The 21755-nt window shown below is 68.2% G+C and carries 18 protein-coding genes and 4 pseudogenes; 16 read left to right on the top strand and 6 right to left on the bottom strand.

Annotated features, from left to right (window positions below):
* Positions 1–99 precede the first annotated feature (99 nt).
* On the top strand, positions 100–2460 hold the full coding sequence (locus QFZ82_RS38945; RefSeq protein WP_307717583.1) for a LuxR C-terminal-related transcriptional regulator: 2361 nt from the start codon (positions 100–102) through the stop codon (positions 2458–2460).
* A gap of 1185 nt (positions 2461–3645) precedes the next feature.
* On the opposite strand, the gene QFZ82_RS38940 is transcribed toward QFZ82_RS38945, so the two are convergent.
* Complete coding sequence (locus QFZ82_RS38940) at positions 3646–4227, bottom strand: DUF1772 domain-containing protein (RefSeq protein WP_307717582.1); 582 nt, start codon at positions 4225–4227, stop codon at positions 3646–3648.
* 130 nt (positions 4228–4357) lie between these two features.
* On the opposite strand from QFZ82_RS38940, the gene QFZ82_RS38935 reads away from it, so the two are divergent.
* Complete coding sequence (locus tag QFZ82_RS38935; protein WP_307717581.1) at positions 4358–4942, top strand: TetR/AcrR family transcriptional regulator; 585 nt, start codon at positions 4358–4360, stop codon at positions 4940–4942.
* 118 nt (positions 4943–5060) lie between these two features.
* Here the strand turns inward: QFZ82_RS38935 and QFZ82_RS38930 are convergent, their stop codons facing one another.
* Both QFZ82_RS38930 and QFZ82_RS38925 read right to left on the bottom strand, forming a co-directional pair.
* Positions 5061–5390 (bottom strand): NIPSNAP family protein, encoded by a 330-nt coding sequence (locus QFZ82_RS38930; protein ID WP_307717580.1) that lies wholly within the window; start codon positions 5388–5390, stop codon positions 5061–5063.
* Positions 5391–5426: 36 nt separating this feature from the next.
* Positions 5427–6665: pseudogene (locus QFZ82_RS38925) on the bottom strand (IS701 family transposase).
* A gap of 319 nt (positions 6666–6984) precedes the next feature.
* On the opposite strand from QFZ82_RS38925, the gene QFZ82_RS38920 reads away from it, so the two are divergent.
* From QFZ82_RS38920 to QFZ82_RS38900, 5 genes are all read left to right on the top strand, one after another.
* Complete coding sequence (locus tag QFZ82_RS38920) at positions 6985–7305, top strand: transposase (protein WP_307717579.1); 321 nt, start codon at positions 6985–6987, stop codon at positions 7303–7305.
* On the top strand, positions 7302–8234 hold the full coding sequence (locus tag QFZ82_RS38915; RefSeq protein WP_307717578.1) for an integrase core domain-containing protein: 933 nt from the start codon (positions 7302–7304) through the stop codon (positions 8232–8234). Before QFZ82_RS38920 ends, QFZ82_RS38915 begins: the two co-directional genes overlap by 4 nt.
* 641 nt (positions 8235–8875) lie before the next feature.
* Positions 8876–10030, top strand: coding sequence for an acyl-CoA dehydrogenase family protein (locus QFZ82_RS38910; protein ID WP_307717577.1), 1155 nt, complete (start codon positions 8876–8878; stop codon positions 10028–10030).
* Between the two features lie 19 nt (positions 10031–10049).
* Positions 10050–10487, top strand: coding sequence for a thioesterase family protein (locus QFZ82_RS38905; RefSeq protein ID WP_307717576.1), 438 nt, complete (start codon positions 10050–10052; stop codon positions 10485–10487).
* A gap of 61 nt (positions 10488–10548) precedes the next feature.
* Entirely contained in the window at positions 10549–11475 is a 927-nt protein-coding gene (locus tag QFZ82_RS38900) for a DMT family transporter (protein WP_307717575.1), read from the top strand.
* 347 nt (positions 11476–11822) lie between these two features.
* Here QFZ82_RS38900 and QFZ82_RS38895 read toward each other — a convergent pair.
* Positions 11823–11971 (bottom strand): annotated as a pseudogene (locus QFZ82_RS38895) (Tn3 family transposase); the annotation flags it as partial.
* Between the two features lie 30 nt (positions 11972–12001).
* Positions 12002–12435 (bottom strand): annotated as a pseudogene (locus QFZ82_RS38890) (ISAzo13 family transposase); the annotation flags it as partial.
* A 517-nt stretch (positions 12436–12952) separates the two neighbouring features.
* Between QFZ82_RS38890 and QFZ82_RS38880 the strand changes: the two are divergent.
* Positions 12953–13265, top strand: a pseudogene (locus QFZ82_RS38880) (flavin reductase family protein); the annotation flags it as partial.
* Positions 13266–14227: 962 nt separating this feature from the next.
* Here QFZ82_RS38880 and QFZ82_RS38875 read toward each other — a convergent pair.
* The gene (locus QFZ82_RS38875; protein ID WP_307717574.1) at positions 14228–14428 is read right to left on the bottom strand and encodes a hypothetical protein; all 201 of its coding nucleotides are present in this window, start codon (positions 14426–14428) and stop codon (positions 14228–14230) included.
* A gap of 724 nt (positions 14429–15152) precedes the next feature.
* Between QFZ82_RS38875 and QFZ82_RS38870 the strand changes: the two genes are divergently transcribed.
* The 8 genes from QFZ82_RS38870 (at position 15153) to QFZ82_RS38835 (ending at position 21721) form a co-directional block, all read left to right on the top strand.
* Complete coding sequence (locus QFZ82_RS38870; RefSeq protein WP_307717573.1) at positions 15153–16199, top strand: hypothetical protein; 1047 nt, start codon at positions 15153–15155, stop codon at positions 16197–16199.
* Positions 16200–16375: 176 nt separating this feature from the next.
* Positions 16376–17851, top strand: a complete 1476-nt coding sequence (locus QFZ82_RS38865; protein WP_307717978.1) for an amino acid permease — start codon at positions 16376–16378, stop codon at positions 17849–17851.
* A gap of 25 nt (positions 17852–17876) precedes the next feature.
* Positions 17877–18167 carry a hypothetical protein gene (locus QFZ82_RS38860; protein ID WP_307717572.1) on the top strand — a complete coding sequence of 97 codons (291 nt, stop codon included), beginning with the start codon at positions 17877–17879 and terminating at the stop codon, positions 18165–18167.
* A gap of 22 nt (positions 18168–18189) precedes the next feature.
* Positions 18190–18438, top strand: a complete 249-nt coding sequence (locus QFZ82_RS38855; RefSeq protein ID WP_307717571.1) for a hypothetical protein — start codon at positions 18190–18192, stop codon at positions 18436–18438.
* Between the two features lie 128 nt (positions 18439–18566).
* The gene (locus tag QFZ82_RS38850; RefSeq protein WP_307717570.1) at positions 18567–20363 is read left to right on the top strand and encodes a hypothetical protein; all 1797 of its coding nucleotides are present in this window, start codon (positions 18567–18569) and stop codon (positions 20361–20363) included.
* Positions 20360–20803, top strand: coding sequence for a roadblock/LC7 domain-containing protein (locus QFZ82_RS38845; protein ID WP_307717569.1), 444 nt, complete (start codon positions 20360–20362; stop codon positions 20801–20803). The genes QFZ82_RS38850 and QFZ82_RS38845 overlap by 4 nt, the downstream gene beginning before the upstream one ends.
* Entirely contained in the window at positions 20803–21162 is a 360-nt protein-coding gene (locus tag QFZ82_RS38840) for a DUF742 domain-containing protein (RefSeq protein WP_307717568.1), read from the top strand. The genes QFZ82_RS38845 and QFZ82_RS38840 overlap by 1 nt, the downstream gene beginning before the upstream one ends.
* Positions 21149–21721 carry an ATP/GTP-binding protein gene (locus QFZ82_RS38835; protein WP_307717567.1) on the top strand — a complete coding sequence of 191 codons (573 nt, stop codon included), beginning with the start codon at positions 21149–21151 and terminating at the stop codon, positions 21719–21721. Before QFZ82_RS38840 ends, QFZ82_RS38835 begins: the two co-directional genes overlap by 14 nt.
* Positions 21722–21755: the final 34 nt, after the last annotated feature.

Genomic DNA, 21755 nt, shown 5'->3' with positions numbered 1-21755 from the left:
CCATCCCAGCTTCACCGAGGCCCTGCGAGCGTGACCGCCCACTCGAGAGATCCAATGACTTGTTGAACAATCCTTCAAAGCTGTCGTATGTTGGGTCGCATGGGCGCGAACGCGGTACCGGCCGGTGCGACCGGAGTCTTCGCTGATCTCTCCGACTTCGTCGGCCGGAGGGCCGAGGTCGCTGAGGTGAGGCGGCTGTTCTCGCAGTCCCGTCTGGTGACGCTGACAGGGGTCGGGGGCGTCGGCAAGACGCGTTTGGCGCTGCGTGTGGCGACGGCGGTGGCGCGGGCCTTTCCCGACGGCGTGTTCGTCGTGGAGCTGGCCAGCGTGTGTGATCCAGGACTCGTGGTCCAGAGCGTGGCCGCCGCCCTCGGGTTGCAGAATCAGTCCAGCCGCACCGCCATCGAAGTGGTGGCCGACCATGTTAGCCGCCGCCGTCTGCTGGTGGTGCTGGACAACTGCGAGCATCTGGTCGAGGCCTGCGCTCAGACCGTCGGTGCGCTCCTGCGCTCCTCCCCCGGGCTACGCATTCTGGCCACCAGTCGGCATGTCCTCGGTGTGACCGGTGAACAGGTCTTCCCGGTTCCGCCACTGACGACGCCCGCCCCGGACCTGGACCTCTCTTTGGAGGATCTGCAGCAGTACCAAGCCGTCACCTTGTTCGGACGGCGGGCGGCCGCCGTCGTCCCGGGGTTCGCGGTCACGGCGGACAACGCGGCGGCGGTGGGGCAGCTGGTACACCGTCTGGACGGGCTGCCGCTGGCGATCGAGCTGGCAGCGGCCCGGCTGCAGACCCTCACCGTGCAGGAGATCCTCGACCGGTTGGAAGACCGCTTCTCGCTGCTGAACCGCGGCTGCCGGACGGCGCTGCCGCGGCAGCAGACCCTGCGGGAGCTGATGGAGTGGAGTTACACACTGTGCACGGAGCAGGAGCGCCTGCTGTGGGCCCGGATGTCGGTCTTCGCCGGGGAATGCGACCTCCAGGCCGTGGAGGCGGTCTGCGCGGGCGACGGCCTGCCCCGGCGGGACATAGTCGATCTGGTGCACGGCCTGGTGGAGAAGTCCATCCTCATCCGGAGCGAACAGGGCGGGCGCGCCCGCTTCCGGATGCTGGAGACAGTCCGTGAATACGGCCACGAATGGCTGGCCGATGCCGCTGCCCTGCGCCGCCGGCACCGCGATCACTGCCTGGATTTGAGGGCTCGGGCACAGGCCGAGTGGTTCGGGCCGAATCAGGTCGCCTGGCTCACGCGCCTGCGCCAGGAACACGCGAACCTGCGCGCGGCCCTGGACTACTGCCTGGCCACGCCCGGGCAGGCGGAGGCCGGCATGGCTCTCGCGGTGACTCCCCGCCATTACTGGATCACCGGCTCGCTGCATGAGGGATGTCGCTGGCTGGCCCGGCTCCTCGCAGTGAAGGACGCCGAGAACACTCGCGGCGGTGACGGGGCCAGGAACAGCGCTGCGCGCGTCGCGGCACTGGGCAGCTACGGGTTCTTGTTGGTCATGCAGGGCTCCGTCAAGGAGGCGATGCCCGCACTGGAGGAGTACCGGGAGTCGGCCGAGCGCCTTGGGGATGCCTCGGCCCTGGCCTGGGCACAGCATCACCTCGGGCTGGCGGCGGCCTTTTCGGGGGAACTGCCGCGCGCAGCGGCGCTCTTCGAGGAGTCCGCGGCACTCCACCGTGACCTGGGTGATCTTGCAGGAGCTACCGAGTGCCTGTTCAAGCAGGCCGTCATCGTCTGCCTCCTGGGCGATCCGGACCGGGCGCTGGATCTGTGCCGGGAATGCGAGACCGTCACCGCCGCGCATGGGGAGTCCTGGATCAGGGCGGACGCCCTGTTCGCGCAGGGCCTTGCCTGGTGGCAGAAAGGGGAGCGGTACACCTCTGAGGCGCTGGCGCGCCAGGCGATCGGGCTCATGCTGCCTCTCAATGACAGATGGGGTATCGCCTTGTGCACGGAGCTGCTGGCATGGAGCGCGGCTGCTGCCGGCCGGTTCGAGCGCGCGGCCCAACTGCTCGGGATCCTCCACTCCCTATGGGAGACCATCGGAGGGGCTTTCCTTGCCGCGCCGTTCATGGCCGAGCCGCACCAGCGGTGCGAGAAGGAAGTGGAGGCCGCTCTGCCCGCCAAGATGCTCGACCAGGCGTTCCGCCGCGGCGCGGCGTCCACGCCTGAGGCAGCCTTCGCCTTCATTCTGGAGGAAGGCCACGTCGCCGCACATGCCGCAGAGCGGTCCACGAGCGGTCGAGTTCCGCTGACCCGGCGAGAGCGGCAGGTCGCGGGTCTGATTGCTGCGGGCATGACCAACAAGGAGATAGCCGCCACACTCGTGATCGCCCAGCGCACAGCCGAGAACCACGTCGAGCGCCTGCTGTCCAAACTGGGTTTCAGCTCCCGTCTGCAGGTGGCCGTCTGGGTGCACGAGCACCGAGGGACACCGCACCGGCAGGCGTGAGGGGTCCGACGCCGGATGGCTAGTGCCATGGTGGAGTCAGCGTGTCGGTCGAGCAGAGCTGGCTGTGCAATGACGAATCGGCGGCCGCCTCTTGTACTGCGGGACGCCCGTGGTGCTCCTGTCGACAGAGAATGAAGACGGTTGCGGCTGTTCGAGGCCGTGCACGCACTGACTGATGCCGACCGCCCCGTCAGCTCCGCAGCCGTGAACTCGGACTGGACCGCCGCACCGTGGGCAAGGTACGCCCGGTCCCGCACCTGGCACGAGGTGTGCGCCGGGCTCTCCGCCGTCCTTCCACCCTGCAGCAACGCTGGGACGAAGGAGAACACAGCCCAAAAACTTCCGCCACTATTCGGACTCGGCTACGCCTGCCGCACCCAGGCCCCCCAGTCCGAGGCATCCGTGCAGCCGCCTCTGACAAGGCGGTCTCGGCCGCTACCGGGGGGTGAAAGCGGCCGAGACCGGGGTCCACCTGGCAACGGCGCTTGAACCAGGTGGAGTTCAACGCGGCGCAGCCAGACCGGAGTCGCCCGCCTGCGCGTGGAAGGTGAAGGGCTTCAACCCCCGTGGAAGATGATGCTGACTATTCCGCGGTGTCCGATCCGGCCGATCCCTGCGGTAAGGGCCTCCGCGAGTTCACGCTTTGGTCACTGCTCCTTCCAGGCAGCCAGTCGATACGGATGCACGGCAGAGCCGATTCCCTCCTGCAGGGGAAACCTCGGATGGGGGCCAGGGCGAAGGTCAGGTACGGTAGCGGACTTCGGAGCGCGTACTTGCCGGCGGTGAAGTGCGGTGAAGGCCTGCCTGGTGGACCCCGGTCCGGGCCACGATTGCGGGCCGGACTGGCAACGGCGTGCTCACCAGGCCCTGGCAGGGCCGGGCATGCAGTCGGTTCAGGTCAGGGGCACCTTCCTCGGGCCCTGACCAATAGGGTTGGAAACTCTCCGGCCCCGGATCTCCTCTTCGCCGAGTGCAACCCGGATGGCGTCAAGGTCGCGCGTAACGCTGACCGTGTTGAGGTGGGCGAACTGTGGCCCGCGCACCCCACTGGCCCCCGTGTCCGGCGGTTCCAGCGGAACACGGAGTCGGATTCGAAGACCTTGTCCCAACGCGCTCTCCACGAAGGCGTCCCCGAGCTCGCATTCAGTGTCGACATCGTGTCGTGCGGGCAGCGGGCCGCTTCTGTCAGGGCGTCAGGGTGGCTTCGAAACGTGACCGTGTGAAACACCTGCCGTGCAGGACCAAGGCACGGAGCAGGCAGCCGAGTGCGATGGTCGAGGCGACGGTGCGGACGGTGCTCCAGAGAACCCAGCGGTCCTCGTAGGCGTTGCGGACCGCGGCGGGGTCGCTGAGGGCCGCCGAATCACCGGCTGCGGCCAGGTCCTCGTTGAGAGGGACGTTGATTCCCATGGTGATGCCGAAGGCCGTGGCGTACAAGGCGAAGGCGGCGACGATCCACACCTGCACCTGCCGCCCGTCGCGCGGCAGGTGCAGGAGGCCAGCGAGGGCGGTCAGCGCGAGTGCCCCGAAGAAGCTGGGGGCGAACCACAGGTTCCGCACGGTGGCGTTGATCCACTGCATGGAGTCGATGAACGTGCGGTCATCGACGCGGGCCAGTCCGGTCATGACCGAGCAGGCGTACGCGTAGAAGAAGCCCGCGATGAGCCCCATAGCCAAGGCGGCCGACGCCAGCGCCCAGCCCCGGGCGCGTTGGGCAGCCGTGGCCAGTGAGTCCGCGGAAGACGGTGGGAAGAGGAGCTGGACCACGAGAACCTCCGGAACTGAATAGAATCGAACTGATGAGTTCGCTTTAAATCGTACCGGCCGGTTCGAATAACTGGAACACCTGGAGGTGCCCATGACGGCAGCCGCGCGCTCTCGCCGAGGCCGCCCCCGCTTGGGTGAGCAGACGACAAGACGTCAGGCCGCGCTGGATGCCGCGCTCGCTGAACTCCTCGAGCACGGCATCACGGGCATGACGATGCAGGCGGTGGCAACCCGCGCAGGGTCGTCCAAGGAGAGCCTGTACGCCTGGTTCGGCAGCCGCCAAGAGCTGCTCGCCGCGCTGATCGAGCGACAGGCCGAGCAGGTGAACGCCGCAGTCACGACGGCGATCGACCGGCCGGCCGACCCCCGCGCCACCCTCACCGCCATCGCCCGGAACCTTTTGACGCTGCTCGTCAGCGACGTCTCTGTCGCGCTCAACCGGGCAGCCATGACCTCGCCGGAATTGGCCAAACTCCTGCTGCGGCACGGCCGGTACACCACCGGACCTCTGGTCGCGGCGTTCCTCGGCCAGCTGGCCAGCGAGGGCCTGCTGCGCATCAACGAACCGGAGGAGGCATTCCAGCTCTTCTTCGGTCTGGTGGTCCGCGACCTCCAGATCCGGGTGCTGCTGGGCGAGCGCCCCCCCACCACAGAGGACATCCATAGCCAGGCGCGGACCGCGGTAGAGCGTTTTGTGGCCCTCACCGGCGGCTAATACTCCAGCTGTAGATCGTGATCTTCATGGACGTGGAGTGGCGTGGAAGAGACCGCGCCAGCGAGCCCGAGTGTCCCTGCCGAGCAGTGACGGTCAGGGACACCTGTCTGCGAGCGGGTTATGCGGTCTCAACGCCGCCTGACGGTTGCACTGCCGGGCGCAGGAAGGTCCGGTCGAAGCGGCGGATGCAGCGGGTCTCCGTGCTCAGCTGCCAGAGCTGCTGAGCCTCAGGATCCTGCCGGATGGCAGCACGGTAGTCCTCGTAGGCAGCCAGGCTGGGGAAGGAGAACAGGGCGTAGGCGATGTCGTTGGCTCCTTCGTGCGGCAGGAAGCAGCCGTGGTGCGTGCCGCCGAAGCGAGTGACGATCGGGATCCACCCCGTCACGTACGTCTCGAACGCGGCAGTCTGGCTGGGGTCGATCTCGTAGCGCAGGTGACAAGTGATCATGTGAATATTCTTCCTTGCCTGGTGGATGCACGTTCTTCATGGTTGGAGGGCCACTTGGCGGTAGTAGTGGCTTGCGCGGGCGCGGGTTTGGTGGCGACGGCGCCAGACCGACCAGTGCAGCCGGTGTGCCGAGTCGAGGACAGGCCGGACAACGAGTGTCGTGAACAGGTGCTGGATCTCGTTGCAGGTCAGCGGGATCAGGTCGTCGGGGGCTGGGTCCTGAGCACGTTCGGCGGCCGCGGCTGCGGCGAGGAAGGCGTGGGCGAGCAACGCGAGGGTGACCCAACGGTGCCAGGAGGTCCAGCGTCTGACCTGGTGTTCGTCCAGTCCGGCCAGGCCCTTGCCGGACTGGAAGGTCTCCTCGACCGTCCATCTGCGGCCGGCCACTCACACCAGGGTGGACAGCGGCACTCGGTTCGCTGAGTAGCAGCGGTAGAAGGCGAGTTCACCGGTACTCCGGTTGCGTCGGACAAGCAGATGGCGGTGACCGGGACGGTCGTCGGCGATGTCGGCCAGGGCCCAGTCGTAAAAGCGGTGGCCTTTGGCTCCAGCTCCCGCGGACAGCTTCTGCCAGGCCCGCTTCGGAAGCTTCTTGACCAGGGCATCGGCGCGGAACGTGCCCGCACGGGTGGTGATCTGGTGGTCGCAGGCAACCGCGAGGACGTAGCCGAGCTGCCATTGCTCCAACGCGGTCCGCAGGTGCGGGTTGCCCCCGTAGACCTCGTCGCCTGCCACCCAGGAGACGGTAACTCCGGCATCCAGTGCGCGGCCGATCATGCGTGCGGCGAGTTGGGGCTTCGTGGCGAAGCCCACGGTGTCAGGAATCCCGGCGGCCTGGCAGCGGGCCAGGTCCTGGATCCAGGAGCGGGGGACATACAGTTCCCGGTCGATCGCCGCGTGCCCAAGTGGGGTGGAGTAGGCGAGGTAGACGGCGACCTGGCTGTTTTCGATGCGTCCGGCGGTGCCGGTGTACTGGCGCTGGACACCGACTGTGTGCGTGCCCTTCTTCAGGTCGCCGGTCTCCTCGACGACCAGCACCGCGTCGTCGTCCCGCAGGTGCTCGACGACGAAACCGCGGAGGTCGTCGCGGACCGCGTCGGCGTCCCACTTGGCCCGGGACAACAGGTGCTGCAGACCGTCCGCGGACGCGAGTCCGGCGTGCTCGGCAAGCGTCCAGCAGTTCTTGCGCGGCAGATCCGACATCAACCCGAGGATCAACTGCCGTGCCCGGCGCCGCGATTCCACCCGCGCAAAGCGCCCCGCGATGCGGCCCATCAGGGCCTCGAACATGCCCTGCCACCGGGCAGAACCTATGCTGTGACCTGCGGCCACCGCCTGATCTTCTGTCATCACACACCGATGATCAACGGTGGCCGTACACGTTCCCGCACCGACCCCGACCAGCAAGATCACGACCTACAGCTGGAGTACTCGTCTTTTCGACCTTGGTTTGAGTGGAGTCGGAAGCGAGGAACGTCGCGACGTCGGCTGGTGTACGGAGGCGACTGAGACCGCCCAAGAGGCTCGGCTTGTCGCGCGTCAGGCTTTCTGGCACAGGGGTTTGTTGAGCCCTGACGAGCTGAAGGAGAGCCTGATGAGCCGTCCGCCGCAGTTCCCGGTGGAGGACAAGATACGGATCGTGCTGTCGGTCCTGGCTGGTGAGATGACCGTCGCTGAGGCGGCCCGCCGGAACAAGACGTCGCAGACGTCGGTGGCCAAGTGGCGGGAGCAGTTCCTGGAGTCCTGGAAGGCTGGCCTCACGGCCGGAACATCGAAGCAGGCCTCCAGCCGGGAGGCGATGCTCGAGGAGCAGATCGAGGACCTCAAGGCCGCGCTTGGTGAGGCCCATGTCGAGCTGCGGGTGTGGAAGAAGTCCGCTGAGGGCCGCCTGGCCCCTTCGAGGACCTCGAGGTGATCCGCACCGAAGCGGCGATGCCGACCTCGAGGTTCTGCGAGCTTGCCGGCATCCCGCGCCGCACCTACACCCGCTGGCAGGCCCGCGCCCGCCGTGGCCAGAGTGTGGTCAAGGGCCCGTGGCCGGCGCCAGTGGTCGACCAGCTCGAGCCGATCGCCGCGAAGTACGCCGCGGACTGGCCGGCCTGGGGCCACCGCAAGATCCACTGGATGATGCGAGCCGACGGCCACGACGTGTCTGCATCCTCCATCGAACCGGCTCTGCGCAGAAGGGATTTACTCCAGCCGGTCGACTACCAGGGCATACGCCGCGAGCCGGCCAAGGCCCGCAAGGCCGCCTTCGCCCAGCCGCCGACGAGCCCGAACGAAGTATGGCAACTGGACTTCTCCGAATACGAGACGTCCGGAGGCGGGATCTGGCGGCTGGCCGGGGTGACGGACTACTTCACCAAGTACGAGCACGGCTGGCACATCAGCCCCTCGTGCACCGGCGCCGACGCGATCGAGGCGGTGAAGCTCGCGATCGCGGAGGCCGAACGTCTCGGCGGACGTCCGCTGGCCGAGCTGCTGCCCGCCGATCCCGACACCGGCAAAAACCGGCGCATCAAGCTGGTCACCGACAATGGCGGAGCCTTCAAGGGCGCCGCGTTCGCCCGCTTCATCGCTACCCGCCCCGACTTGCTGCACATCCGCACCCAGGCCAAGAGCCCCGGCCAGAACGGCGTACGCGAGCGCGCCTTCGGCTCGCTGAAGTACGAGCACCTCTACCGCCTGGAGATCGAGGACCTCACCATGCTCGCCCGCGAGGCCGAGCACTACCGGCATGTGTTCAACCACATCCGACCCCACGAGACCCTGTCCGGCCACCGGCCGATCGAGGTCTACAACGACCCGAGCCTGCATCCCCAACTTTCAAACCGAGATCACTGAGCCAAAAACTTGACACGGGACAGGCTGGCTCGGGCATGACCTGCCGGAGAGTTGCTGCGGGCCCCGGAGCCAAGCCGAGGCATTCGATGAGCAGCACCAAGTCCTGCCGCTGAAGCTGGACGCGGCCGGGTCGGCGAGCCGGTCAACTGCTCTTGCAGCCGGTTCATCATCTCGCGCCGAGTTCGCCGGGCAGCGGGACTGTGGGACGGCCGACGGTATGGACGTGCTCGCTCGAATCACCGTACGCGGCTACCCCGGGTCCGCGCCGGGACGCACGGCGAGCACCTTGTGTGCCGTGACCGGCACACAACAACCGAGGACGCCGCAGGCCGCCGGCACCAAAGGGGTGATGCCTGCGAACCGACCGGAACGGAAGTCCACGCGGAAACCGGCTGGGCTCCGCCTGTGCCGAGGGGCAAGGAGCGGTACTCGAGCCGGTTGCCGGCGGCCCCTTTGGTGTCCTGAGGCTTCGTCTCATGCAGACCGGGACCCATTGAGTAGTTCTACGGATGCTGACGGTGTGCCCGGTGGTGCAGGGTGATTCGTCGTCCGACGAGTCGAGCATCGTGCGTCCCGACTCCGGCATGCGTGACGAGCGAGTCTTCCAGAAGACCGAAATCGATTGAGGATGGGAAGTATCCATGTCCGACGACTTCTGGTCCCGGGCGGAGCTGCTGCGCAAGCAGTTCCGTTCCGACCTCGAAGTGCTTGGTATCAGCCCTGACAAGCCCATGAACGACCCCAAGACGCTCCTGGAAGAGCTCGGCTGGACGGGTGCTGGCTACGCGAACCGCTGGGGAGGTCGAGGGCTGGGAGCCCTGGCCCGCGTCGTGGCGATCGAGGAAGCCGCCCGGCTGAACCCGGCGTTCGGCGCCTCTCTGTCGGCTGCCTCGCTCGGTACCGGCTTGCTGCTGGAGTTCGGCGACACAGCACAGCGCACCCGCTGGCTGCCGTCCCTGGCCACCGGCACAGACGTGATGACCATCTGTATGACAGAACCCGAGTCGGGCTCCCACCTGCTGGGCATGAGGACCACCGCGCGCCGGTCCGATGACGGCTGGCTGCTGAACGGCCGCAAGTGGTTCATCGGTAACTCGCACATCGCCACCCTGCACGGAGTCATCGCCCGAACAAGACCGAAGCGAAACTCCCGAGCCCTCAGCGCGTTCCTCGTCGAGGCCGACCGCCCCGGCTGCTCCGTGGGAGTCGAGCACGACCTGGCCGGACTTACGGGCTTCAGCCTCGGCGAGGTCGTCTTCGAGGACTGCTGGATCCCCTCCGAGAACCTGATCGGAGCCCCCGACCAGGGCCTTGCCATGGCGCACGCGGTCGTCACCCGGCATGGCAAGCCCAATATCGGGGCCGTCGCACTCGGCATCACCGCCGCTGTGCTCGAGCGGGCCTGCTCCCACGCCACATCCCGCACCCTGTACGGCAATGCGATTGCCGACCTGCATAGCGTCCAATACCGCATCGCCGACATCTACACCGCCGCGTACACCGCCCGGCTGACCCTTTACCATGCCGCGGCCATGCTGGACGCGGACAGGGAACACGACGTGGGCCTGATCATCGGCAAGCTCCTGGCCAGCGATGCCGCCGTCCGGTCGGCCGTCGCAGCCACGGGGCTGATGGGGGCACGCGGCAGCGACCCGGCCATCGGCGCAGTCCAGCTGCTGCAGGACGCCCTCATGACGCAGGCCCCCTCCGGGACCACCGACATCAATCGCAAGCGTCTCGCCGAGATCGCCCTCGGCACCTACGCCCCCGCCGCCACCCATCTGTTCACCTCCTGAGCGACCCCGAGGAGTTCGCATGCGCGACACCCTGTCCGTCGGCGACGTTCAGCGCCTGCACTACACCGTGCCGCCCACCAAGACGGTCCCGCACCTCTACCCGGAGTCCGAGGACTACCGTGCGATGCCCGAAGTCTTCGCCACTGGTTTCATGGTCGGCCTGCTGGAGTGGTGCGCGATCCTCGCCCTGCGCCCCGTACTGGAGGACGGCGAGGGCAGCCTGGGTACCCGCGTCGACATCCGGCACAGCGTACCCACACCGCCAGGGGCCCGCCTCACCGTCACTGCCCGCTGCATCAGCGTCGACGCCAACTACATCGAATGGGAGGTCGAGGCACGCGACGACGAAGGAGAGGTCGCGGCCAGCGGTATCCACGGCCGCCACGTGATCACCACCGAGCGATTCCTACGCCGCGTCGCCCAGAAGGCGGAACGGCTCACCGGGGCAGCGGTGTGAGGTGACCAGGCTCGTCCGTGTCCGTCCCACGCCCCGTCCGACTGTCGCAGGCCAGAGGAAGATGCGGACCGGATCCGCGATGACCATGGCGATCGCGGTGGCCTGGGCCTTACTGTGGGCCGCCGCGTTCGCCGCCACGAAGGTCGCCCTCCGCGACGCGCCTGCGGAACTCGTCGTCGGTGTGCGCTGCGAGCTGGCCGGCCTGCTGCTCATAGCGGCCCGCTTGCGCCACCTGCGCCACGTGGGCATGCACCGACTGGCTGGCCTCGCGGTTTTGGGGCTGCTGAACAACACCGGCTACCTCGGCGTGATGGGCCTGGCCCTGCACCACCTCTCCGCTGGGATGGCCGCCATCCTCTCCTCCTGCACACCGCTCCTGGTGCTCCTGGCCTCAGCCGCGCTGGGGATGCGCCGACTGACGTTCGTCCACCTCCTCGGCGTGGCACTCGCCTTCGGAGGCGTCACCCTTTCCGCACTCGACCGCATGGATGGCACCGGCATCGCCCCGGCTGGCGTCGCGTGGGGTGCGGTGAGCGTGCTGTGCCTGGCAGCGGGAACCCTGCTCACCCCCCGCTTGGCCGCAGACACCGACATCTACGCGGCAACCGGCTGGCAGGCCGCCATCGGCGGCCTGCCCCTGCTCGCACTCACCGCCATCCTGCAGCCCGCCGTGCACCCATCTGGCCGGCTCCTCGCGACGACGCTGTTCCTGTCCCTCGGAGCATCCGTCATCGGCATGTCGCTATGGCTCCTGCTGATCCGCAGAGCAGGCCCGGGGCAGGCAAGCATCGCCCAATTCCTTCCCCCCGTCTTCGGCGTCGGCATCGGTGCGGTCTTCCTCGCCGAACCGCTCACGGTCCGTGAGGCAGTGGCCGTGGCGCCCATCGCGGCGGGCATCCTGCTGGCTACCCGCATCCCGCGCAAACCAGGACCGAAAGATCCTCGCGAGAGCCGGAGGGAGGACCGGCCCCTTCGACAGCGCGGGTAGTCAACTCTGGGGCGTCGTGACGGTCTGGGTGGTTCGAGGCCCGGGCACCATGATGGGCAGCCCCAGGTCCAGGCGTTTGTCCATGCCGAGTCGGAAGGTGCCGTACGGGCTGATGTTCGACCAGAACAGCGCGGTCAGCCCTCGTCGATCCTCATCGGTGAGCTTCTTCGCCCAGGCCGGTTCCGAGGACCTGCTGCAGCAACAGGGTGTTGATGTACACGAGGCTGGACTGGAGCAGGTGCAGGGCGAGCATCGAGGTCTCGTCGTGCACCTTGGCCGGTCAGGGCGCCGCCGTCCTTGCCGTAGTGCAGCACGGTGTTCGCCGAGTTCCAGTTCTCCACCACCTGCAGCCCGCCGTGGATCTCCCGGGGGAGGCCGGGGATGGCCTGGTAGTCGGTGGCGAAGATGGTGCGGACCGCGCGGCCGAGTTCTTCCAGGCCTGGTAAGTGAGGTGCTTGGGTCCGCCACGGGTGAAGCGCCGCAGCACCTGCTCGGCCTCCGCCGTGCCCAGCCGCAGCGCGGTGGCGTACTTGACCATCTGGTCAGGGTGCTGCCGGCCCTCGACGGTCTTGGCGTTGCCCTGCAGGCTGAAGCCCTCCTCGCGCAGCACGTCGGCGAGGGTGTCGGCGGATATCCGTTGGCCCTGGCGGGTGAGATCGGCGGCCAGGTGGCGCGTGGACTTCGTCGTCCACCGCAACGGCGACATCGGATCACCCCGCACATCCGGTTCGACCACAGCCAGCAGCGCCGAACGCAGTCCCGGGTCCAGATCGACCGTCCACTTGCGGCCCCCGCCGGCCCGGCGCACCGCCCCAACGGAGCCTCACTTGAGTCCAGTTCATCTGCACCCAGCGAAACTGTGGCCTCCCGGATGCCAGCGGCACGGGCGACCAGCTTGATCCCGCCGTGGCCGATCGACCGGCCTCCTCCCCCAGCAGCGTGGCGGCGCATGGCCGCCATCGCGCCGGTGATCGCGACTCCGACAGTTCCGGCAAGGTGGTCGTAGCACGTACGAGCGTGGGCGAGGGCGTGTTATCGGCTGGCCGCCGACAATGAACGAGGCGGCGAGGGGCGGCCGGGCGCCATCGCGGCGAGGTTCTCGATCAGCACGGCAACGTGGGGGTTGGCCAGATTCACATAGCGGTGCCATCCCTGCCGTTCCTCGGCAAGCAGGTTTCCTCTCACGAGTGCGTTCACGTGCTCGGTGGCGGTTGAGGCCGCTACCCCGGCATGACACGCAGCTCGCCCGCTGTCCATGCACGGCCGGGGCGCAAGGCCAGACAGAAGCCTGCGCGCGTGCCATCGGCCAGGAGTCTGGCTATGGAGGTCAGTCAGGGCATACCGTGCGTGCGCGCTGGGTATCCGTTTGCTCGATTGTCGCTGGCGACGCTTCGGCATGTGCCGAAGCGTCCGGTTTCCTAGGCTCCGCACATGGACGCGACACCACTTCGCACTGCGGGAGCAGGCCCTCCGCCACATAGCGATCGAGCCGAGCATCTTGCTACTTCGGGACGCCTGTGGTGCTCTGTCCACAGACAATCACGACGGTTCGTCCAATCTCGCCCCCCATGTCCTCTGCGTGGGCATTTGGGCAAACGGTCGTGCTCGGACTGGGCCGAGAAGGGCAGACGGCGCAGAACCTCGGCAGCCGACCTGATCTGGTGATCAATCTGCCCGCACCGGCCCAGTGGCTGGCGGTGGAGCGACTGGCGCCGCTGACCGGCCGGAATCCGGTTCACTCGACCAAGGCGAAGGGGTGCCGATTCGAGCCGGACAAGTTCGGTGCGGCCAGCCAGGACCTCCGCGAGTTGACGCTTTGATCGGCGCTTCTTCCAGCATCCAGGCAGCCAGTCGATGCGGATGAGCGGCACAGTCGGCTCCCTCCTGCAGGGGGTACCGACCCCCGGCGACGTCGGCCTGGACGAGCAGCCCGGATTCTGGTGCCGTCGCAGCTCGATGCCGGAAAAGGGCCACGGAGGTACCGCTCCGGTGAGGGGCGGCGCGCGGGAGGCAAGAGGGCGAGTGCGGCAGCCCCGCCCCTCGGTGCCGGGACAGCAGGTGTGTGTGGGTGTCGGCGTGCTGCTCGACACCCCACCGGTACCCTGTCTGACGGTTCCAGCGGAACACGGACTCGGATTCGAGAGCCTGGTCCGCACGCTCTCCACGAAGGCGTCCCAGAGCTCGCGTTCGGCGTCAGCATCGTGTCGTGCGGGCAACCCGCAGGCTCGTCCAAAGAGAGCCTGTACGCCTGGTTCGGCAGCGGCCAAGAGCTGCTCCGCCGCGCTGATCGACCGGCCGGCCGACCCCCGCACCACCCTCACCGCCATCGCCCACGACCTTTTGACGCTGCTCGTCAACGACGTCTCAGTGGCGCTCAACCGGGCAGCCATGACCTCGCCGGAACTGGCCGAACTCTTGCTGCGGCACGGCCAGCACACCACCGGCGCGGCCTTCCTCGGCGGCTGGCCAGCGAGGGCCTCCTGCGCATCGACGAACCGGGGGAAGCGTTCCAGCTCTTCTACGGTCTGGTGGTCCGCGACCTCCAGATCCGGGTGTTGCTGGGCGACCCCCCACCGAGAAGGACATCCATATCCAGGCGCGGACCGCCGTAGACCGTTTTCTGGCCCTCGCCGGCGGCTGAGCATCAGCAGGGTGAGCGAACGCGACCACGACGGCCCAAGCGGCTGGGCTCCGGCTCGGGCATGACCTGCCGGAGACCGCTGTGGGAGCGGAACCAAGCCGGGGTGTTCGATCAGCAGCACCAGGTCCTGCCGATGCAGCTGAACGCGGCCAGGTCGGCGAGCCGGGTCAGCTGCTCTTCCAGCCGGTTCATCGGCTCGCCGAGTTCGCCTGGCAGCTCGACCGTCTGACGGCCGACGGTACGGATGTACTCCCTCCCGTCACCGTACGCGGCGCAGGTGTCGAGCTCGTCCAGGCGGTCGTCGCCGGTCACTTGGTCCCAGACGATGGGGTAGGTCCGCCGCGCCAGCCGCCCGCACACGCGGCCCGGGAGGCGGCCGCCTTCGGCCGGCCCAAGCGGCCGACGGGGCACCGGCCGGGCTCCGCCGGTGCCGAGGGCAAGGAGCGGTACTCGAACCGGTTGCCGCCGGCCCCCTGGCATCCTGAGTCTCCATTTGATTCAGACCGTGACCGTTGAGTAGTTCTACGGATGCTGACGGTATGCCAGGTGGTGCAGGGTGATCCTCGTCCGACGAGTCGAGCATCTTGCGTCCCGAGTCCGGCATGCGTGACGAGTGGGTCTTCCAGAGGACCGGAATCCACCGAGACCAGTGACGTCGACACTTTGAACGCCAGGAGTGCGTCCGTCGTCCACCACTGTCCCTCTCACGCAGGGAGCCCGGGCCTCTCGCCAAGGCTGCCCGCGCCGTCACGCGTCACATCCCGCCGCGAGCTGCCGCTCACCGGGTTCCTGCCCGACTGACAACCCCTTGCAGATGAAGAACCGCCCACCGACAAGGCTCAGATGACACACGTCGTACCGCTGGGGAACTCGCCCCGGCGACGGACCCATGATGCGCCCGCCGCCGAGTTTCCGCAGCTGCAGAACCGCAAGGACACCGACCGGCGGCAGCACCTGCCGGGCGGGAGCGACAGCGCGGGAGCACGGTGGTACGCCGCACCACTCCTCCGGGCTCACTGTGAGGGTTGACGAACTGATGGCCAGGAATAGGCCTGCACAGCATGGCGACTTCCGTCCGGTGTACCACCCGGCCGGCCACGACCAGGCGCTTCGGGTGGCGCTGGAGGACCTGCGGACCGGTCGCTGGATGGCGATGCGGACCTTGCTCGCCCACACGGGAACCGACTGGGCGCTGAGAACCTCACGGAGCCAGGTACTCGCCGCGGCTGCTGCCGGGTCGGACGTGGTGCAGGCATGGCGGGCCGAGGAGCCGAACAGCGCCGACGCACTGATGATGCGTGCGCGGATCATGGTGGAACGGGCCTTGCAGGCGCGGCGGCACCGGCACTTCCGGGAGGAGGAGCTGGCCCAGCAGGCCCGGGAGGCGTGCGAGCTGGCCGCGCACTGTCTGCCGGACGATCCGGTGCCGTGGGTTTGCCTGCTGGCACTGGCGCAATTGGACGAGCAACAGCTGCGGCAGGAGCAGCGGGTACCACCGCCGGAGCGGACACTCCTCCACGGCCCATGGCAGCTGCTGCAGGAGACGCACATCCGGCATCCGTTCAACCGTGAGGCGTACCAGCGGATGCTGCAGTTCTTTTACGCCCGGGCCGGCGGCTCACCGGCCGACGCACTGCATTTCGTGCACTGGGTGGCTTCACTGGTGCCGGAGGGGTCGGCGGTGCTCGTACTGCCGTTGTACGCATACGCGCGCTACTACCGGACCCAGCGGGAAAGGACCGGCAGCGAAGCCGATCCGCTGGTACGCCAGCAGTGGCGGCGCGTGCACATCGTCCGTGACACCGACCGGGCGTTGCAGGGATGGTTCAGGCACCCGGACGCCGCGCCGTACGCGGCGCTGGACCTCAACCACCTTGCCCACGCGTTGTGGGCGGGGAGCCGGTTCTCTGAAGCCGCGGAGGTGTTCGGGGCGATCGGCGTGTACGCCACGCACCAGCCGTGGATGCATGTCACTGACGTTCCCGGCCGTGCAGACCTCGCCGAGCAGGAGTTCGTGTGGGCGCGTGCGCAGTGTCTGGCCGCGGCTGAGGCGGCCTGTTCACGTGGGGCGCGCTACGGCTGAACCCGGTATGGCCGCCCAGGCCCACGCGGTCGGCCTGGTGCGGTCGGCCACCGGCCCTTTCGGAGGTTGCCATGCGGCGGCATGCCCTCACCCGCATTGGCCCGTACGACTTGCCAGGTCCGTTAAGGAGGTCTTTTCCGTTGTCGCATTCCGCAAGAGCGGCCGACTTGTCGTCCATGGAGGACGACAAGCTGCTCTCCCAACTCGGCTACACACCGCAGCTGACCCGCCGCATGGGCCCTTTCGGCAACTTCGCCATCAGCTTCTCCGTCATCTCGGTGCTGTCCGGCTGCATGACCCTCTACGGGTTCGGGTTGAACACCGGAGGTCCGGCCGTGATGCTCTGGGGCTGGGTCGGGGTGGGTCTGTTCGTCCTGTGCGTCGGCATGGCGCTGGCCGAGGTCACCAGCGCCTACCCTACCTCCGGTGCGCTGTACTACATGGCGCACCAGCTGGGCGGCCCTCGATGGGGCTGGTACACCGGGTGGCTGAACCTGCTGGGCCTGCTCGGCGCGATCGCTGGAATCGACTACGGTGCCGCTTTGTTCACCAGTGCCTTTTTGAACCTGCAGTGGGGTTTCGAGCCCACCTCGGGGTGGATCCTGGTCATCTTCGCCTGCATCCTCCTTCTGCACGCCTCGCTGAATCTGTTCGGGGTGCGCCTGGTGAGCATCCTCAACTCGATCAGCGTGTGGTGGCATTTGCTGGGTGTGGCCGTCATCGTCGCCGTGCTGGCGATCGTGCCGAGCGAGCACCAGTCGGCTCAGTTCGTGTTCGGTCACTACGCCAACAGCACCGGCTGGTCGAGCCCGTTGTACGTCGCGGCGATTGGACTACTGCTGGCTCAGTACACGTTCTCCGGCTACGACGCCTCTGCGCATCTGTCCGAGGAGACGACCCGGGCGCAGGTGTCAGCCGCCCGTGGCATCGTGCGCTCGATCTGGGTGTCGTGGATTGCGGGGTTCGTGCTGCTGGCCGGGCTGACCTGGGCGATCCAGGACTATGCAGGCACCCAGGCCACCGCTACCGGGGTGCCGCCGGCGCAGATCTTCCTCGACGCCGTGGGTCTGGCCGGAGCCAAGGTCCTGCTGCTGATCGTGATCGTGGCCCAGCTGTTCTGCGGCAACGCCGAGGTCGCCGCGGCAAGCCGCATGGTGTTCGCGTTCTCCCGGGACGGTGCGCTGCCGGGCTCGCGACTGTGGCGCCGGGTGTCCGCCAGGACCGGCACACCCGCTCCGGCCGTGTGGCTCTCGGTCGGTGTGCCACTGGTGCTGGCCCTGCCGTCGCTGTACTCGGTGACGGCGTACGGAGCCGTGACGGCGATCAATGTCATCGGTATCACCCCAGCCTATGCCATTCCCATTTACCTGCGACTGCGTGCCAAGCAGCGGTTCCCCACGGGTCCCTGGAACCTCGGGCGCTGGAGCGGGCCGATCGGCTGGGTGGCGGTCGTATGGGTGGCCGTCGTAACGGTGCTGTTCTGCCTCCCGCAGAGCCATCCCGTCACCCTCGACTCCTTCAACTACGCCTCGGTGGCTCTGGTCGTCGTGCTGCTGCTGGCCACGGGGTGGTGGTGGGTGGCCCGTCGCTCGTACTCCACTCCGATGTACAGCAGCCCAGACATGGCCGCCCTCGAAAGGGAGGTCATCTAGATGCCGCACGAGCCGGTGGGCACCCATGCCTAGCCGAACGCTCACCATCCACTGCCCACTGGAGTTCGGACCGCTTGCCGTCCCGATCGCCCGTCGGCCCTGCTTGGGCTGGGCGGCTTACGCAACTCAGGCCACCGGCCGCGCCGACACCATGCTCCTGGCAGCCCCCGACATGCAGGGGATGCAGAAAGGCGAGCGACACCACGCCGGCCACTTCATGGACCGGATCATCGCCGACGGCACGGAGATGTGCGCCTACGTCTTCGCCTCCGACGTCGACGTGCACACGCTCGACGGCTACAGGCTGGCGTCCTAGGAAACCGGGTAGGAGGACGTGTGTGCCTGCGCCCCCGACACCTGGACAGCATGCGGCCGTTCTGCCCCGGGCCGCACTGGTGTTCGCTGACGTCGTCGACGCCGAGGGCAGAGTGGTCGAGGTGACACCCCGGCACATGCTGCGCCAGCTCGTGAAACGCGGTCCGCGCACCCAGGTGGCCCGAGAGAGCGAGTTCGCCGGAGGTGGAGTTGGCGTCCTGCGCACACAGGTGACCGATGTCGACCCGCAGAAGGAATTCGCCCGGGCCTAGCCGGTTCCTTGACGACCGCCGGGCCGCAACTGCTGGGCTGGCGCTCGCCCGTCTGGTGAGCCGCCGCACGGTCCGACGGCACCCTTTCCGCCCGCTGCTCCACCTCCGTGCCCTCTCCAGGAGGATCGTTGTCCACAGCACCCATGGCACGCCCCTCGCCGCTCCACCAGCGTGACGAGCCGTCCGGCCCAGTTACGCTGCGCACCCTCTATCGCCTTGTCACCGTCGTCGTCGCCCTGGCGATGACGGCCCACGTCGTGGCCTCCACGGCCTTGATGCTCCGGCAGGCCGGGGCCTTGCGCGGCGGCTCGGTCAGGGACGAGGAAGCCGGTCGGCTGCTTCAGTACGAGGCCTATGCCCTGGCCGGATCCGGTGCGCTCGTCACGATCGTGGTGACCGCGGTTGTCGCCACCGTCGGCCGTGCCGTGATCCGCCGGGCGGACCGGGCCCGGATCACCGCTGTGACCGTCGCCCAACAGCATCTTCCGGAACTGGTCGTGCGTCTCCAGCAGGGACTGCCCATCGACACGGGCAGCTTGCCGGAAGCAACCGGACGCCGCGACGAGTTCGGCGCCATCAGCGATGCCGTGGCTCGGCTCGCCCGCTACGCGCTGGATTCCGCCTACGCCGTCCATCGGGAGCGGGACGGCTTCAACCGGTTCTGCGCCGGAGTCGCCGGGCAGGCCCTCGTCGCGGTCGCCGCGCTGCTGCGGGAGCTGGACCAACTGCACCAACGCTCCGACCAGGACGCGGGGACCCGGGGAGCCCTGTACGCGCTGGACCATGAAATCGTCCGGCTTCGACGGCAGTTGGAGAACCTTCTGCTGCTCGCCGGAGGTGCCGTGCCACACCCGCACACCCGGCCGGTGACGGCCGGCAATATCGTGATCGACGCGGTCGGCGAGTCCCCGGGCCTTCAGCGTGTGCAGACGGAGTTCGGGGCCGAGGGCTGGATCGTTCCCGAGGCGGCCGGCGCCCCGACCCATCTGCTCGCCGAACTCATCGACAACGCGCTCGCCTACTCCGCCCCCCAGCTCAGCGTCGTCGTACGATCCGTCCGTACAGCCGGAGGCATCGCGTTCGAAGTCGAGGACCGGGGCAACGGTCTGTCCGACAGTCTGCTGACGGAACTAAACGGCCGCCTGCGGATCGCCCCGCTGTTCGCGGAGATCGCGGACAGCGATCAGTTGGGCCTCTTCGTCGTCGGCTGTCTCTCCGCACAGCTCAACATCGGCGTCACGCTACGGCCCTCGGCCTACGGAGGTCTGTCCGCCGTGGTCATGGTGCCCGCCTCCCTGCTCACCCACGTCCCGCAACCCGTGGCTGAGCACGCCCCGCACTCCACGTCAGAGCACGGTTCATCCAACCTGGCGGAGGACGCCACTCAGCATGGTGGGCAGTTTGCGCTGACCGCCGCAAGTAACGCCGCCCATTCCGGCGAGCCCGAACTGAAGAGGCCTTTTCATCAACGGGCCGGGTCTGACACTTGTGCGTCGCCAGGGCCCCTGCTTGCGGGGCAGGAAGCCCCTGCGGTCACCACGAGCGGCCTGCCCTGGCGCAAGCCCGGCACCCGTGCGTCCCCTCCCAACTCACGCGGCGACACCGCGAACGCCTCGTCATCGGCCCGCGCGGCCGACACCCCCGCCCATGCGACCGTAACGCCCACGCAGCCCTCACCCGCGCAGCCGACCGCCCCCACGCTCACACCCGACGGCCTGCCACGGCGCACACGCGGCGCCCATGTAGCCGCACAGCTCCGCCAGATCGCTGGCGCGGCCCGGCCCGGGGCCCCGGACCGCACCTGGGGGCCCCCACCGCATCCCGTGGCTCTCGACGACGTCGACGAGCGCACTCCCGACCAGATCGCGGCCCAGTTCGCCGGCTTTCCGATCTACGCCGACCCCGATGAGGAGACGTCCCCATGACCAGAGCCTTTGAGACCCTGCCCAACACCATCGCCCCCGCTGGCAAAGGAGACTCCGGGATCTACGACATGCTCCGCGACAGCCTCCGCCGCGTCGACGGCATCATCGGGCTGGTCCTGCTGTCCAACGAGGGAATCGCCAGGGCCGCGTACGGACTCACCACCGACGACGCGCAGCTGATCGCCGCCGCCTGCTCCGGGATGGCCAGCCTGTCGGCCTCCATGTCCCAGGCAGTGGGCGGCAGCAACGTCGCGCACACGGTGGTAACCATGAAAGCGCGCAACATCATCATCACAGCATGCGGGGACGGCAGCACTCTGCTCGTCGTCGCCGCCGCGACCGCCCAGATCGGCCTCGCACTGGCGGAGATCATCCGCAAGGCGAAGGCGTACGCCGCGCAGATGGGCAGCCAGCCCCGCGTGGAGCTGACCGCACAGTGATGCACGGCGACAGTGCTCGCCGGACCCGCCTGTTCGCGCTCGCCCCGGCCCGGACAGCCACCCACCGCAGTGGGCACGGTGAACCGCTGTCCATGCACTCCGCCGTCATGGCCGCGGTGCCAGCCGAACACGCAGGTGGCCTGCCCGAGGAGTGGCAGACCGCGATGCGCCTGTGCAGAGACCCGCGCGCCGTCGCCGAGATCGCCGCCGTGCTGCACATACCGCTGACCACGGTCGTGGCGATGTTCAGCGAGCTGGTCGCCCGCGGCCTGGTCCACCACCAGGCGCCGCTGACCGAAGACGACGCCTGTGACACCAACCTCCTCCGGAAGATCAGGAAGGGCCTTGAAGATCTCTAGCACGCCTCCTCAAGCAAAGATCCTCATCGCCGGCGGATTCGGCGTCGGCAAGACGACCCTGGTCGGCGCCGTCAGCGAGATCACTCCGCTGAGCACCGAGGAGCAACTCACCGTTGCCAGCGCTGGAATCGACGAACTCAGCCCCGTCGACAGTAAGACGACCACCACCGTCGCCCTGGACTTCGGCCGGATCACCCTCGAGGCCGCCACACTGCTGCTGTTCGGCACGCCCGGCCAGGAACGCGTCTGGTTCATGTGGGACGACCTTCTCAGGGGCGCCATCGGCGCGGTCGTCCTCGTCGACACCCGCCGTCTGGAGGTCAGCTTCGCAGCGGTCGACTTCTTCGAGAACCGCGGCACCCCGTTCGTCATCGCGGTGAACTGCTTCCACGGTGTCCGGCCCTACACCCCCGAACAGGTCCGCACGGCCCTCAACCTGCAGGATCCGCAGACCGCCGTCCTCATGGTCGACGCCCGCAGCAGGGATTCCGTGCGTGAGGTGCTACTCGCGCTACTCGACCAGCTCATCGCACGGGCGCAGACCCGAAGCCAAAGGTGAACGCACCTGTTGCGCGGCACATCTGCGCCTCTCG

The sequence above is a fragment of the Streptomyces sp. V4I23 genome (assembly GCF_030817975.1).
Taxonomy (GTDB): Bacteria; Actinomycetota; Actinomycetes; order Streptomycetales; family Streptomycetaceae; genus Streptomyces.
Note: the sequence above shows the minus strand (reverse complement) of the source record. Positions and strands in the feature narration are given on the sequence as shown.

Excerpts from the sequence above, each read along its gene's own strand:
- QFZ82_RS38920 (WP_307717579.1), top strand. The coding sequence starts at position 6,985 with ATGAGCCGTCCGCCGCAGTTCCCGGTGGAGGACAAGATACGGATCGTG.
- QFZ82_RS38945 (WP_307717583.1), top strand. The coding sequence starts at position 100 with ATGGGCGCGAACGCGGTACCGGCCGGTGCGACCGGAGTCTTCGCTGAT.
- QFZ82_RS38905 (WP_307717576.1), top strand. The coding sequence starts at position 10,050 with ATGCGCGACACCCTGTCCGTCGGCGACGTTCAGCGCCTGCACTACACC.
- QFZ82_RS38930 (WP_307717580.1), bottom strand. The coding sequence starts at position 5,390 with ATGATCACTTGTCACCTGCGCTACGAGATCGACCCCAGCCAGACTGCC.
- QFZ82_RS38840 (WP_307717568.1), top strand. The coding sequence starts at position 20,803 with ATGCACGGCGACAGTGCTCGCCGGACCCGCCTGTTCGCGCTCGCCCCG.
- QFZ82_RS38910 (WP_307717577.1), top strand. The coding sequence starts at position 8,876 with ATGTCCGACGACTTCTGGTCCCGGGCGGAGCTGCTGCGCAAGCAGTTC.
- QFZ82_RS38870 (WP_307717573.1), top strand. The coding sequence starts at position 15,153 with ATGGCCAGGAATAGGCCTGCACAGCATGGCGACTTCCGTCCGGTGTAC.
- QFZ82_RS38865 (WP_307717978.1), top strand. The coding sequence starts at position 16,376 with ATGGAGGACGACAAGCTGCTCTCCCAACTCGGCTACACACCGCAGCTG.
- QFZ82_RS38900 (WP_307717575.1), top strand. The coding sequence starts at position 10,549 with ATGCGGACCGGATCCGCGATGACCATGGCGATCGCGGTGGCCTGGGCC.
- QFZ82_RS38845 (WP_307717569.1), top strand. The coding sequence starts at position 20,360 with ATGACCAGAGCCTTTGAGACCCTGCCCAACACCATCGCCCCCGCTGGC.
- QFZ82_RS38860 (WP_307717572.1), top strand. The coding sequence starts at position 17,877 with ATGCCTAGCCGAACGCTCACCATCCACTGCCCACTGGAGTTCGGACCG.